Origin of the sequence: Actinoallomurus sp. NPDC052274, from assembly GCF_040679475.1 — a bacterium.
Taxonomy (GTDB): domain Bacteria; phylum Actinomycetota; class Actinomycetes; order Streptosporangiales; family Streptosporangiaceae; genus Actinoallomurus; species Actinoallomurus liliacearum.
In genome coordinates this window covers 135,417-148,587 of sequence record NZ_JBFAUT010000012.1, presented here as the reverse complement: position 1 = coordinate 148,587, position 13,171 = coordinate 135,417, and the positions used below count along the sequence as shown (strand labels likewise).

At 69.9% G+C, this 13,171-nt stretch carries 8 protein-coding genes; 6 read left to right on the top strand and 2 right to left on the bottom strand.

Annotated elements, in window-relative coordinates:
- Nucleotides 1–97: 97 nt before the first annotated feature.
- Both AB0K82_RS13700 and AB0K82_RS13695 read right to left on the bottom strand, forming a co-directional pair.
- On the bottom strand, nucleotides 98–3,547 hold the full coding sequence (locus AB0K82_RS13700) for a hypothetical protein (protein WP_364396270.1): 3,450 nt from the start codon (nucleotides 3,545–3,547) through the stop codon (nucleotides 98–100).
- 79 nt (nucleotides 3,548–3,626) lie between these two features.
- The gene (locus AB0K82_RS13695; RefSeq protein ID WP_364396268.1) at nucleotides 3,627–4,652 is read right to left on the bottom strand and encodes a LacI family DNA-binding transcriptional regulator; all 1,026 of its coding nucleotides are present in this window, start codon (nucleotides 4,650–4,652) and stop codon (nucleotides 3,627–3,629) included.
- Nucleotides 4,653–5,943: 1,291 nt separating this feature from the next.
- Here AB0K82_RS13695 and AB0K82_RS13690 point away from each other — a divergent pair.
- The 6 genes from AB0K82_RS13690 (at nucleotide 5,944) to AB0K82_RS13665 (ending at nucleotide 13,171) form a co-directional block, all read left to right on the top strand.
- Entirely contained in the window at nucleotides 5,944–6,108 is a 165-nt protein-coding gene (locus tag AB0K82_RS13690) for a hypothetical protein (protein WP_364396265.1), read from the top strand.
- A 327-nt stretch (nucleotides 6,109–6,435) separates the two neighbouring features.
- Nucleotides 6,436–7,062 (top strand): hypothetical protein, encoded by a 627-nt coding sequence (locus AB0K82_RS13685; protein ID WP_364396262.1) that lies wholly within the window; start codon nucleotides 6,436–6,438, stop codon nucleotides 7,060–7,062.
- A gap of 164 nt (nucleotides 7,063–7,226) precedes the next feature.
- The gene (locus AB0K82_RS13680) at nucleotides 7,227–9,560 is read left to right on the top strand and encodes an efflux RND transporter permease subunit (protein ID WP_364396259.1); all 2,334 of its coding nucleotides are present in this window, start codon (nucleotides 7,227–7,229) and stop codon (nucleotides 9,558–9,560) included.
- Complete coding sequence (locus tag AB0K82_RS13675) at nucleotides 9,505–10,608, top strand: acyl-CoA dehydrogenase (protein ID WP_364396337.1); 1,104 nt, start codon at nucleotides 9,505–9,507, stop codon at nucleotides 10,606–10,608. The genes AB0K82_RS13680 and AB0K82_RS13675 overlap by 56 nt, the downstream gene beginning before the upstream one ends.
- Entirely contained in the window at nucleotides 10,605–11,591 is a 987-nt protein-coding gene (locus tag AB0K82_RS13670) for an SDR family oxidoreductase (protein WP_364396256.1), read from the top strand. Before AB0K82_RS13675 ends, AB0K82_RS13670 begins: the two co-directional genes overlap by 4 nt.
- The gene (locus tag AB0K82_RS13665) at nucleotides 11,588–13,171 is read left to right on the top strand and encodes a PfaD family polyunsaturated fatty acid/polyketide biosynthesis protein (protein ID WP_364396254.1); all 1,584 of its coding nucleotides are present in this window, start codon (nucleotides 11,588–11,590) and stop codon (nucleotides 13,169–13,171) included. Before AB0K82_RS13670 ends, AB0K82_RS13665 begins: the two co-directional genes overlap by 4 nt.

Below are 13,171 nucleotides of genomic sequence, written 5' to 3'. Positions count from 1 at the left end.
CGTACACCACCGAGTTCGCCAAGGCCGCCCAGTAACGGCAGACGGCCCCGGACCGTCGGGTCCGGGGCCGTCGGGTCCGGGGCCGTCGTCGGCTCTGCTAGACGGTGTGCCGCAGGACGATCGTCAGGTTCTTGGTGCCGGCCGGAACCCGGACCGTACCGGCCTTCTGGTCGACGACCGCACCGTTGACCGACACGTTCACGATGTTGTCCCGCAACGCCGGCAGCTCGACGCTGTACGCCGCGACGTCCGACGCGTCACCGCTGAACTGGATCAGCACCGCCTTGCCGGCCGTCTTCAGCTGGTAGCCGACCCGGCCGCCGCTCTGCACCGGGTACCGGTCGAGCCCGATCTTCTGGCCGGTCCGGAGCCACTCGTTCGGTACTCCGCGGCCGATGATCAGCGACCCGTCCGACTTCTCGGCGATCAGCGAGTCGAACAGCACCTTGGTGGCGGTCGACTGACCCCACATGTGCTGGTTCGAACCGCCGCCGCCCCGGGCGTGGTCGATGTCCCACGGCGAGCTCGCGCTCGGGTAGTCGACGCCCTCCCACCAGCCGAACGGACCGCTCATCGCCTTGTCGATCATGTACTGGTAGGCCTTGATCCCCAGGTCCCGGTACTGCTCACCGCGCAGCGCGGAACTGCCGTACCCGGCGTTGTACGCGCTGGAGAAGTACCCGTGCGGGTAGCCGCCGAAGTTGTAGATCGAGTCCGAGATGCCTTTACGCCGGTCGAAACCGTGCGTGTAGGTGGCGTCGATCTTGTCGATCATCGTGCCGGTCTGCTCGGCGCCGAACAGGTAGCCGTCCCAGGCCCACCGGCCGAACAGGAACATCGAAACCCAGTTCGCGTCCCGCGGGTCCTTGCGCGGACCGGTCTCGTTCGGCTCGACCATCGAGATCGGGATGTAGTCCAGCCCGTACTGCTGCATGGTCTGGTCGATCCGGTTGGTCGCGACCTTCAGCAGGTCCTCGTACTCCGCCTTCGCCCACGCCGCCTCGTCGGTCTCGCCGAGCGCCGTGGCCAGGTACCGGTAGGTGGTCAGACCGGTGAGCGCCGACCAGTTGTCGATCGTCCAGTACCCGTGCGAGTCGATCGCGTTGGTCTGCTTGATGATCCCCTTGCCGCCGTCGATCCGGTCGGTCTCGATCGTGTGCGTGTTCTTCTTGATCGTCTCGAACCGGTTGCGGACGAAGTCCTTGTCACCGGTGCGCTGCAGGTACAGGGCGTACGGCCAGCTGTACTTCCACTTCGCGTCGTCGTACTGCAGCTGTGCCGGCAGCGTGGACAGGTAGTCCTTCGCGTACGTGAAGTCGCCGATCGTCAGGAGCGTCGACACGATGCCGATCGTGTCGTGGTCGTACATCTCGTCGTACCCGTTCTCGCCGACGTGCAACTGCTTCTCACCGTTGACGTCGTCGCGGATGATCAGCGTGTAGATGTAGCCGGCCTTGTACGCGTTGATCAGCCGCTTGTCGGGCAGATCGGTGATGTCCGCGATCGCCGACAGCCGGGTGTTCCAGTACTGGCGCATGTGGGCGTAGTGCTGGTCGAGGCCACCGAGCCGCTGCAGCTGTGTCGCGGTCGGCCAGTCGTACGTGCCGTCGAACCGGTCGGCGGCGACCGCGTAGTCGCGAACCACGGTCCGGCCGGCGTCGATCGTCGTCACGGCCGGGTCGGCCGCCGCGGTCAGCGGGGTCAGCTGGTTCGAGACCCGGGGCAGCCGTGCCTGCTTCGCGGTCGTGTTGGTGACCGTCATCCGCGAGTACGCGACCTCGAAGCGGTTGCCACCGACAACGACCAGGTCGGCGAAGTTCTGCACCTTCAGGTCGAGGCCGTCCTTGGCGTACTCACTGACGAACGCCGGCAGGTAGCCCTCACTGTTGTACCACTTGATCTTGCCCGGGATGTTCGGGACCCCGAAGGTGATCATCGCGTTGCCCCGGCTGCGCAGCCGGTAGCTGCCGTCGATGAACGCGATCGGCGCGTTCAGGTCGCCCTCCCAGCCGAACGACGAGGTGAGCCCCGGGTTCGTCACGCTGGTGTACTCGGCGTTGGCCGCCGACGACATGGCCTCGTCGAAGGCTGCCTTGAGCAACAGGTACGACAGCCGCAGCTCGTCGCGCTGGGCCGAGTTGTTCGCGAGGGTCGACTTGGCCGAGGTGATCTCGTTGTCCAGCTGCTTCTGCGCGGACGCGGTCGCGGCGTACACGTCGGCGGCACCGGCCTGGGTGAGCAGGTCCTGGGTTAGGCGGCGGTAGCCGTCGGCCGACGTACTCGCCTGGGCCACGCCCGCGAGGGTGACGTTGCCGGAGCCGTTCGTCTTGCGGAGCAGCTGCGCACTGATCTTGGCGGAGTCGCCGGCGCCGAGGGTGAGGTCGAACATCCTGGTGACCGAGGCGTCGGTGCTGACCAGATCCGTACTCACGAACGTCGGCGTGGTCGCACCGTTGAGGTAGACCGAGATCTTCCCCGTGGCGCGCCAGGCGCCGGAGACGAAGCGCACCGTACGGCCTTCGGCCGCGGCCGGGACGGTGAGGTCGTAGCCGTACGGCACGGTCAGGTCGACGTTCTGGCTCGCGTCGTCGGCGAAGAAGATGCCGCCGTGACGTGTGCCCGGCTCGGCCGCGGTCGGCGTACCGTTCGTCCACGAGTAGCTGACCGGGTTGTCGTTCTGGGCGCCGATCGCGCCGCCGGCCTGCCGGTTCGTGACTGCCAGCCGGGGCGTCGAGTCCGGGACGCCCGTACGGCGGTTGACCGTCGAGCCGTCGAGGTGCAGCCAGTCGTCCGGGCCGTCGGCGGTCAGGTTCATCGAGACCGGTGCGGCGGTCGCGGTCAGGCTCGGGTCGGCCGCGGATTTGACCTGCGAGAGTGCGGCGGCGGACAGCGACAGGTTCCCGGCCGCCTGGAGTTTGGAGGCGAACTTGGCCGTGACCACGACGCCTTCACCCGGGCGGATGGTCACGCTGTAGCGCTTCACGGCCGCTGTCCCGCCGGCGGTGATCGGCGTGGTGTACGCCGTACCGCTGCCGTCGGCCGCTGCGACGGTGACGGCGCCGGTGGCCTGCCAGATCCCACCCACGAATACCAGGCGCCGTGGCGAGTCCGCGGCGGGCACCTTGATCCGGTAGCCGGCGTCGTGGGCGGTCGTGTCACCGACGGTCGTGGTGTCGTAGTTGAAGACACCGCCGGTGGTGACGTCCGATGCCGAGGTCGGTGCGGCACCGTCGGACCAGCCGAACGCGACCGGGCTGTCGCCCAGCTGGGTCCGGCCGCCGGCGGGGTTCAGGTCGTCGACGGTGATCGACGGTGTCCCGGCCTTGCGGTCGACGCCGGACCCGGTGACATGCACCCAGTCCAGGTCGCCGTACGTGGTCAGGTCCATGGCGCCGGCGACAGCGCGGCCGCTCGGGAGGTTCTCGACGTTCACCACGAACGGGTCGGCCGGCGGCGCTGCCGCCCGAGCTGTGGAGGTGGAGACCACTGCGGTCACCACGAGTGCCCCGGCGGCGACGGCCGCGAGCAGTCTCGGTCCGGCTCTCATCTTGTGTCCCTTCAGGTGGTTGGCACAGTGACGCGCGCCGGAGCAGCGACTTGGGCGCGTGCCGGAAGTTCGGTCGGTACTACGGCTCGCGGGTGCGCGGTCCGGGAAGGCTGGAGCCGCGGACGATCAGCTCCGGTTCCAGCAGTACGTGCTGTGGGTCGCGAGGATCGCCGGCCATCAAGCGGTCGACGGCCTGGATCAGGTGCCGGCCGACCTCGTCGATCGGCTGGCGGAGCGTGGTCAGGCCCGGACTCACCAGGGCGGCGGTCGGCGAGTCGTCGTACCCGGTGATCGCGACGTCGACCCCGGGCCGCAGGCCGCGCTCGTGCAGGGCGCGCATCACGCCGAGCGCGAGCGTGTCGGACGCGCAGACCAGTGCGGTGGCGGGGCGGGACGAATCGAGCATGCGGTGCGCGGCCTGGCGGCCGGCCCCCAGCGAGTCCACCACCGCGGCCTGCAGGTCGGTCTCGAGCTCGCGCTGCCGGCACGCTTCGAGCCAGCCCTCGCGACGGTCCTGGCCGAGCTCGGACTCGGTCAGCCAGCCGATGTGGCCGATCCGCCGATGGCCCTGCGCGGCCACGTGTTCGGTGGCGGCACGGGTACCGGCACGGCCGTCGACATCGACCCACGCCAGGCTGTCGTCGCCGTCCCAGGACCGGCCGAACGACGCGAACGGCACACCCCAGGACCGCAGCGCGGCGACCCGGTCGTCGTTGTGGTGCGTCTCGGCCAGGATGAACGCGTCGATGGACGTCTTCTTCAACAGGTCCCGGTACGCCTTGATCTCGCCGGCCGGACCGTCCTCGGCGTGACACAGGATCAGGTGGTACCCGGCCTCGACCGCGGCGGCGTTCAGTACGTAGAGGAAGTCGTCCATCAGCAACGACGCCTTGTCCGGCCGCGACGGGCGCATCTTGAACGCGATCAGCGACGAGCTCCGGTTCCGCAACGCCCGCGCCGACAGGTTGGGCTCGTACCCCAGCTCCGCCACCGCCGCCAAGATCCGCTTCCGCGTCTCCGGCGCCACCCGGTCCGGGTTGTTCAACGCATTCGATACCGACTGCGCCGACACCCCCGCCCGCCGCGCCACCTGCGCCAACGTCACATGCCCATGCGGCGCGGGCCCCCGAGACGTGTGCTGCGGAACCATCGCCATCCCCTGGGCAGATATTAACGTTAAAAAGATTGGCAGCAAGCTACTGAGTCCTCCCTGCTCCGTCAAGGGGTCGACCCAGAGCCTGAGGTTTTAACGCTAGACAGACAGCGCAGTCAGCTTCACTCACACCCGCAACCGCCGGACCCCCAACTGCTCGACCGCGATCGTCATTCCGCGCCCCGGCTCGCTCCCCTTCTCCCCCACCGCTTGGGCTGAAGCGGCGGAGGGCCCGAGACACATGACCTTCTGGCGGCCGGGTGGCAGGGCGGCGCCCTCACGCTCGAGCCGGTTCGGGCGCCCGGGGCCGGCGCCTGGCCGGGTCAGGGCCTTGACCATTCGCCGTAGTGCATTGCTACGTTCGCCGCCGCAGCGGCCTGAAGGCACTTCATAGGCATGCGGTCGACACCCCACGCCGATCAGATGCCTACGTCCTCGCCGCCAAGCCTCGGCGCGCGTTCTGAAAGCCGTCGGCTCCCCCGACGCCCGAGCATGACCTGACAGTGCTCCTGGAGTGCTCCCGATCCGTGCTCCCGATCCGTGCTCCCTCCGGGAGCGAGGAGCACCGGGAGCACACATGGTCGCTGAACCGTCCCGAACAGACGCCAAATAATCTCATTGGTACCCGCCGACCGACATCCGGGCCGCGGTCACCGCCCAGGGCACCGATTTCTTCTTCCCTTTCTCCGAGGCCGCTCGAACGCCGGTGGCGGGTTGTCTCCGGCCTGTGGTGACCGGATCCCGGCGCGCTTCGGAGCCGACGCGCCGACCTGCCCACCGCCGACCGGGGCGGGACCTGATCGGCGTGGGGGCGCAGACCTGCGGATGCGCCTTGACCGTCTCCATGAAGGCGAGTGTCGATGGGGGTCGCCGTGGGCGGGTGCCCGGCGATCGGCGGCCATCAGTTGACCGCTGCGGGCCGCCGTAGGTCCCGGGTGCCCGTTCGCGGCATCGCCCAATCGCCGACGTCGGCCTGGGCATCGCCGTCCTGTTCCGCTGCGGGGACGCGTCACCGGCCCTCCGGTGCCGCAGCGCCAGTTCCGTGGAAGGGGGCGGCGGTGAAGCCGGGGTTGTCGCTGGCGGGCATCGACACGCTGCCGGTCGTGATGGACCTGGTCAGTGCGGGCAAGGCCCTCGGACTGGGACGCACCAAAAGCTACGAACTGGCCAAGAACGGAGCCGCCAGAGTCGTTCCTGCGGGTCGGCCGCTCTCCTGTACTTGTGGACCGGCCCGAATGGGGCGGTGTACCGCCTGCGCGGCGTCGCCACCATCAGCGCAGATGGAGACGCGCTCACCATCGTGGCACTGCGCACCTACACCGCCACGATGGTCACCTACAACCTCACCATCGACCTTGAAACCCTTCAGGGGCGGGTGTCCATGCTCCCGGCGGCCAGCGCGGACTGACTTTATGGTGCGGCATCTCCATCCCCGTAACTAGGGGTAGCGCAGGTGGCACGGTTTCTTTGGGACTGGTGACCTCGCAGGTGAAAGGGCTGATCGGCCGGAGCGATCTGTGTGCCGTCCGTATCAGTGACAGTTTTGCTTCTTTCGCTGCGTCTGGGTCGCATGGTCCCGTCAAGTTGCGCTTAGTTCCCGTGCGATCACCTGGCGTGAGGGGGTGGTCGTTCTTCCGGTCGCGATCGGTGGGAGAGGTGGTATCGGCTCGTCAACGCTGCTTGAGGGAAACCCCGCGCCGTTGGGGTGCGGATGTTCGCGGAGGAGGGGTCTGTGATGGGCACTTCAGGACGGGGAGTCGGGCAGGGCGGCGGCCGGTGGGCGCAGCGGCCGGTGTGGAAGGGCGTGCTGGTGCTGGGGGTGGTGGCGCCGGCCGTCGCGGTGGCGACGGGAGGTGCGGTGGCGGCGGGTGGTGGGTCACGGGTGCGGGCGGCCGGCACTCAGATCGCATGCACGAGCATGGCCGGTTCCACCACCTTCAGCCCCGGGATCACGCGCACCTCGCAGTCGATCGAGGCGACTTCCGCCACGGGGCCGCAGAAGCCGACGCTGACCGGTTGTTCCGCTGCCAGCCAGCCCGCCATCGTCAGCGGGACAGTGGCGTGGTCGAAGGTGACGGGGACCGCCGACTGCACGACCGGCAACGGGAGCGGCACGTTCACCGTCACCTGGAAGGACGCCTCCGGCGGGATCGTCGGCACGAGCACGGTCACCGGTTCGGCCGGTTTCACCATCGACCCCAGAGGCGCCATCACCGTCTCCGGCTCTGGGACCGTCACCGCGGGACTGTTCAGTGGCGGGACGGTCCTGCCGGTGTTCCTCGGGGTGGCGGCCGACCTGACCAAGTGCGTGACCACCGGGGTGACCAGCGTCTCCAGTGGCGGGAGCTTCGCGATCGCCTGATCAGCACCGTCCTGGCCTGGGACGACCGTCCTGTCCCTGGCCAGGGATGGGCTGGCCCCCGCAAGGCCCCGGGCGGGTCGGCTGGAGGCCACCCATGCCGGGGGCATCTTTCATGCATTTCCTTCCGTTCGGGCACAAACCTGTAGGGATCGGAGGCTGGACGGGTGAGGCTGAGCACGCTTGCCGGTTCCCGGCCGGTCCCGCACGGTCCCGGGTTGTTCTACCGCTGGGCGGTGGTGGCGGCGCGTAACCCTCGGAGGGTCCTTGCGTGCTGGCTGGTCGCCGTGGCCTTCGCGCTGGCGCTGTCGCCGGTTCTGCTGGGTTCGCTGGGAACGCCGCCGCTCACGGTGGAGGGTTCCGCCTCCGCACGCGCCGAGGCGGCTCTGGCTCGGGGTGTGCCCCTGTTGGGGCGGGAGCAGATGATCGGGGTGTTCCACTCCGCCGGCTTGACCGCGGCCGATCCGCTGTACCAGCACGCGGTGGAGGGCGGCTACCGGGCGCTACAACGCCAGCCCGGGATCACCTCGATCATCCCGCTTCCGCGGCCGGGGGGCGCCCCCGCCGGGGCGGTTCCGGCCGGCCCGTACCGGCCTGGCGCGCTGCCCTACCGGTCGCCGGACAACCTCTACGCCTTCATCGGTGTCACCGGATCCGAGCGGGATCGGCTGCGTCGTTTCCCCGCGCAGCGCGCGGCGCTGGAACAGGCCACGCAGCGGCTCTCCCGCGGGCGGGTCAGCGCCTATCTGGTCGGCACGACGGCTTTGGGATACGACGTCAGAAACATCGAGGTCGCCGACGTGCGGCAGATCGAGGGCGTCGCGGTGCCCCTGGCCCTGATCGTGCTGGTCGTGGGGCTGGGTGGGCTCGGCGCCGCCGTCGTGCCGCTGATCATGGCCGCGGTGGCGATCGTCGTCACGCTCGGGGTGTTCGCGGTCGTCGGCAGGGTGGCCGGTTTCGACGCGTTTTTACTGACGGTCGTCGGCGTGGTCGGGCTCGGTGTCGGCGTCGACTACTCGCTGCTGGTGGTCAGCCGCTACCGGGAGGAGCTGGACCGCGGCCTCGCGCGTGAGCACGCGGCCGGGGTGGCGGTGGCCACCGCCGGCCGAACCGTGTTCTACAGCGCGGCGGTGGCGGCGGTGGCGGCGCTCAGCCTGCTGCTGGTACGGGTCGCGATCTTCCGTGAGTTCGCCTTCGGCGCGTTCGTGGTGATCGTGGTGGCGATGGGCGCGGCGCTCAGCCTGCTGCCCGCCTTCCTGGTGTGGTGGACGCCGTGGCTGGATCGGGGAATGGTGCCGTGGCGGCGCAGGTCCTATGAGGTGGTGTTGTCCGATGAGGGGGTCTGGGCACGCTGGGCCCGGCATCTGATGCGCCACCCGTGGCCCTACCTGATCGGTGCCGGCGTCCTGCTGGTCGGCTGCGCGGCGCCCGCTTCGGCGTTGCGGCCCTACCCCGACATCCAGCGGCAGACCCTGGCCCGCACCTCCAGCGGCCGCGGGCTGGCGGTGCTGGAAGGCGACTTTTTCGGCGGCGCCCCTGGCACGATCACTGTGCTGGTCGCGCGGCGGCCCCGCACCCTGCCGCCGAAGGTCACCGCGCTCACCGGCGCCCTGTCCGCCGACCCGCAGGTGGCCGCGGTCATCTCCATCACCGGCCGCGACGTCACCGTGCTGGGCGCGGTACCGCGGGAGGCCCCGGACTCACCGCGCACCGCCGACCTGGTCCGCCGGATCCGCGCCCAGATCGTGCCCGCCGCCGCGCCCGCCGGCCACCAGGTCCTCGTCGGAGGCCCCAGCGCTCTGCTGGTCGACGCCCACCACGAATTCACCACCAGGCTGTGGTGGCTGATCGGCCTGATCCTGACGGCGTCCCTGGTGTTGCTGACCCTCATGCTGGGCAGCCTGCTGCTGCCGCTCAAGGCGGTCGCGATGAACCTGGTCGCCGTAGGCGCCGGCTACGGGCTGCTCGCCGTCTGCCAGCACATTCTGCCAGGAGGGGTCCTCGGCTCCGCCGGTGCCGTGCAGTTCTATTTGCCGTTGCTGGTGTTCGCGTTCTTGTTCGGGCTGTCCATGGATTATGAAATCTTCCTGGTCCGCCGCATCCAGGAGATCTACCGCGCCACCGGCGACAACACTTATGCGGTGGCCGCGGGGCTACAGCGCACCGCACGGCCGATTTTCCTGGCCGCCGCCATCATGGTCGCCGTCTTCGCCGCACTGTTCACCTCCCGAATCCTGGAGATCCGGCAGTTCGGCTTCGTGCTGATGGTCGCCTTCGCCGTGGAGGCCACCCTGATCCGGCTCCTGCTGGTCCCTGCGGCGATGCGGATCCTCGGCCGCTGGAACTGGTGGCTGCCCAGCCTTAGGAGGAAGCATGTCCACAGATCTCGGCCTGGCGCTGCCCCTGGGGCAGGCGAGCCTAGAGGTCACCCAGTTCCGGACCCGGGTGCGGGCTCTGGTGACCGACCGGGTGGTGCCGCTGGTGCCCGGGGCCGAAAGTGAGCGGAAGTTCCCGGCGGAGGCGGTGGGAGTGCTCGGGCTGGCCGGGTTGTTCCGTGAGCGGTGGTCGGGCGGACCGCACGGGGATCTGGGCAAAAGCGTGCTGCTCGCCGAGGAGTTCGGCCGGGCCGGGCTGGGCGGAGTCGGGGTGGGGGTGGGTCTGCATCTCGAGGCGGCGGTGCCGCTGTTGCGGGGCTTCGCGCGCACCGAGTACGCCAGGAAGGTCCTCGACCACGCTTTGGATGGCCGGTTCGTGTGCTGTGTGGCCACCTCTGAGCAGGAGGTCGGCTCCAATCTGGCCGAGGTCGGCACCGAGCTGAGCCGTGAAGGCGGCCGATGGCGGCTGCGCGGAACGAAATGGTTCGTCTCACCGGGAGCAGCCGCGGACGTCGTGCTGGTGCTGTGCCGCGCGAGTGAGGGCCTTGCGCTGGCGCTCGTGCCCCGAGAGGGGGTGCGGGTGGTCAAGAAGGTGGACACGATGGGCATGCGGGGGCTGGAGACCTGCCGGCTGGCTTTCGACACCGAGATCCCCGACGAGGCGATCCTGGTCCGCCCGGGGACGGCGCTGCCCGCGATAGGTTCCGCGCTGGTCTATGAGCGGCTCTCGACCGCGGCGATGATGCTCGGCGTGCTCAACCTGGCCTTACTGGTCACCGCGACCCATTTGCGGCGCAGAAAACAGTTCGGCGTACCGCTGTATGAGCATCAGGTGCTCCGGCTGCGGTTGGCCGACCTCATCGCCCAGACCACGCTCGCCCAGCGAGGGCTGTACGCCACCGTCGCGGAGTTCACCGCGGCGGGCGTGGCGAACATGTGCGAGGTCGCTGGAATCAAGGCGACCGTGGCGCGCATGGCCGAGCGCGTCGCCAGCGAATGCGCGCACGTGTTCGGCGGCCACGGCTACGTCGAGGACGAAACGTGCTTCCCCCAGCTCCTGCGCGACATCCGGATCGGCCGGGTAGGTGCCGGGACCGACGAGATGATGTGGGAACTCGCGGCCAAGGGCATGCGCACCGACGACGCCCTGTACGACCGGTGGGTGTGGTCGTGACCGGCACGATGCTGGTCACCGGCGCCACCGGTGTGATCGGACATGAGCTGGTCCAGCAGGCGGCCGAGCGGGGCTGGGAGGTAGTGGGCTGCGCGACCACTGCCGCCGGTGGCGCCATCCCGTGGGTCATGGGAGTGCAGCCGGTGCCCCGGGAGCTGCGGCGCGGCTGGGATGTGATCGTGCATCTGGCCGGCAGGCCCCGGGTCGACATGTCCCCGGAGCAGGCCCAGGCCGCGAACGTGGCGCCCGTCCTGGCTCTGGCCGGGGTCATCACCCCGCAGACCCATCTGATCCATGTGTCCACCGCCTTCGCGACGGGCCTGCGCGGAACGGTGGACTCGGCTGATCTGCGGGACTACCGCAACAGCTATGAGTGGTCCAAGGCCTGGTGTGAACGGGTGGCGACCGAACGGTACGCGCCGCTGAGCATTGTCCGGCCGTGCCTGGTCATCGGGCGCCGGAGCGATGGCGCCGTCGCCCGATTCTGCGGCCTGTACGAGTTCGTCTACGGCCTGGGCATGGGAATGGTCCCGGCGATCGCGGGCCTTCCCGAGGGACTGGTCGACCTTGTATCGGTCTGCGACGTCGCCGACTGCATCCTGCGGCTGGCCGCCCAGGCGCCGGCACGCAGCACCCGGGTGGAGTCTCTGGGCCGGGGAGCAGGTGCGCTGACCGTCCAGATGGTCACCGAACAGACCTTCGCCGCCATCAACCAGTTCCGGGTCGGCAAGGGGCTTCCCGCCATGGAGCTCCCGCCCTTCGCCGGGCCCCTCGTCCGCCCCGGCGGCCGGGCGGCGGCTTCTGTGGCGCCAGCCCGCAGGGTGATGGAGGCGATGATGGAGTACCTGTGGATGCGCGACCCCCTCCCGGTCACCTGGCGCGTCGACCCCATGGAGGAATGCCTCGCCCAGGCAGTGCGCTGGTGGGCGGTGCGCCGCCCCGAGATGACGCTGCAGATCACGGCCCCCTGGGAGCGCAGATGAGCGCTCTGGCCCGCCCGGGGCAGGCTCCCGTCTTCGGTGAGCGGGAACTCCTCGCCCACATCCAGCAGATACGGCAGCCGGTACATCTTGTGTCACGGATCCGCGACGGGGCCATCGGCGTGGCGTCCAGCACCGAAGATCTGCTCAGCGCCGGTTGCCGGCCGCTCGGCACGCTTCCAGCGCTGTACCCGGAGTGGCTGGGCGATCGCTCGTTCGGCACGGCGCACAACGTGCGGTTCCCGTATGTGGCGGGTGAGATGGCCAACGGCATCGCCACCACCCGGCTGGTGATCGAGATGGCTCGGGCCCAGATGCTCGGCTTCTTCGGCGCCGCCGGACTCGAGCCCGGACAGGTCGAGCGGGCGGTCGATGAGCTGTCCGCCGGGCTGCGGGGAACCCCCAGCTGGGGGGTCAATCTGATCCACTCACCGGCCGAGCCCGAACTGGAGGAACGGGTCGCCGAACTGCTCGTCCGGCGGGGGGTGCCCCGGATCTCGGCTTCGGCGTACATGACGCTGACCCCGGCGGTCGTCCGGTGTTCCGCGACCGGGCTGCGCGAGGACGGGCAGGGCGGTGTCACCCGGCGCACCCATCTGTTCGCCAAGGTCTCCCATCCCGACGTCGCCGCGCGGTTCATGTCGCCGGCTCCGGCAGAGCTGCTGAGCGTGCTGGTGGGCCGGGGACAGCTCACCGAGGCCGAGGCACGGCTGGCCGCCCGGGTGCCGGTGGCGGCCGACGTCACGGTCGAGGCCGACAGCGGCGGCCACACCGACAACCGGCCGTTGGTCGTGATCCTCCCGGTGATGCTCGCGTTGCGCGACCAACTGTGCCGCCGGTTCGGCTATGCCGCTCCGATCCGGGTCGGCGCGGCCGGTGGCCTCGGCACTCCCGGCGGCGTGGCCGCGGCGTTCGCGCTGGGCGCCGCCTACGTCATGACCGGTTCGGTGAACCAGATGGCGGTCGAGGCGGGTGTGTCAGAGCAGGCCAAGGCCATGCTGGCGGAGGCCGGGCCCGCCGACGTCATGATGGCGCCGTCGGCGGACATGTTCGAACTCGGTGTCAGGCTGCAGGTGCTGCGCCGGGGCACGATGTTCGGCCCCCGCGCCGCCCGGCTGTACCAGATCTACCGCGAGCACCCCTCGCTGGAATCGATCCCCGAGCCGGTGCGGGAAAAGCTCGAGCGGACGGTGCTGCACGCCTCACTCGAAGAGGTCTGGCAGGAGACCCGCCGGTTCTGGGAGCAGCGCGATCCGGCCGAGCTCGACCGGGCAGAGCGTGATGCCAAACATCGGATGGCCTTGGCCTTCCGGTGGTACCTGGGGCGTTCAAGCCGCTGGGCGATCGACGGCGACACCGGCCGCCGTACCGACTACCAGCTCTGGTGCGGTCCGGCGGCCGGTGCGTTCAACCAGTGGGCCGCCGGGACCTTCCTCGCCGAGCCGGCCGGCCGGACCGTCGTCCAGATCGCGCGCAACCTGATGGAGGGCGCGGCCGTACTCACCCGCGCCCACCAGCTCCGCACCTATGGCCTGACGGTGCCACAGGCCGGATTCGCCTACCAGCCTCGCCGATTGACCTGA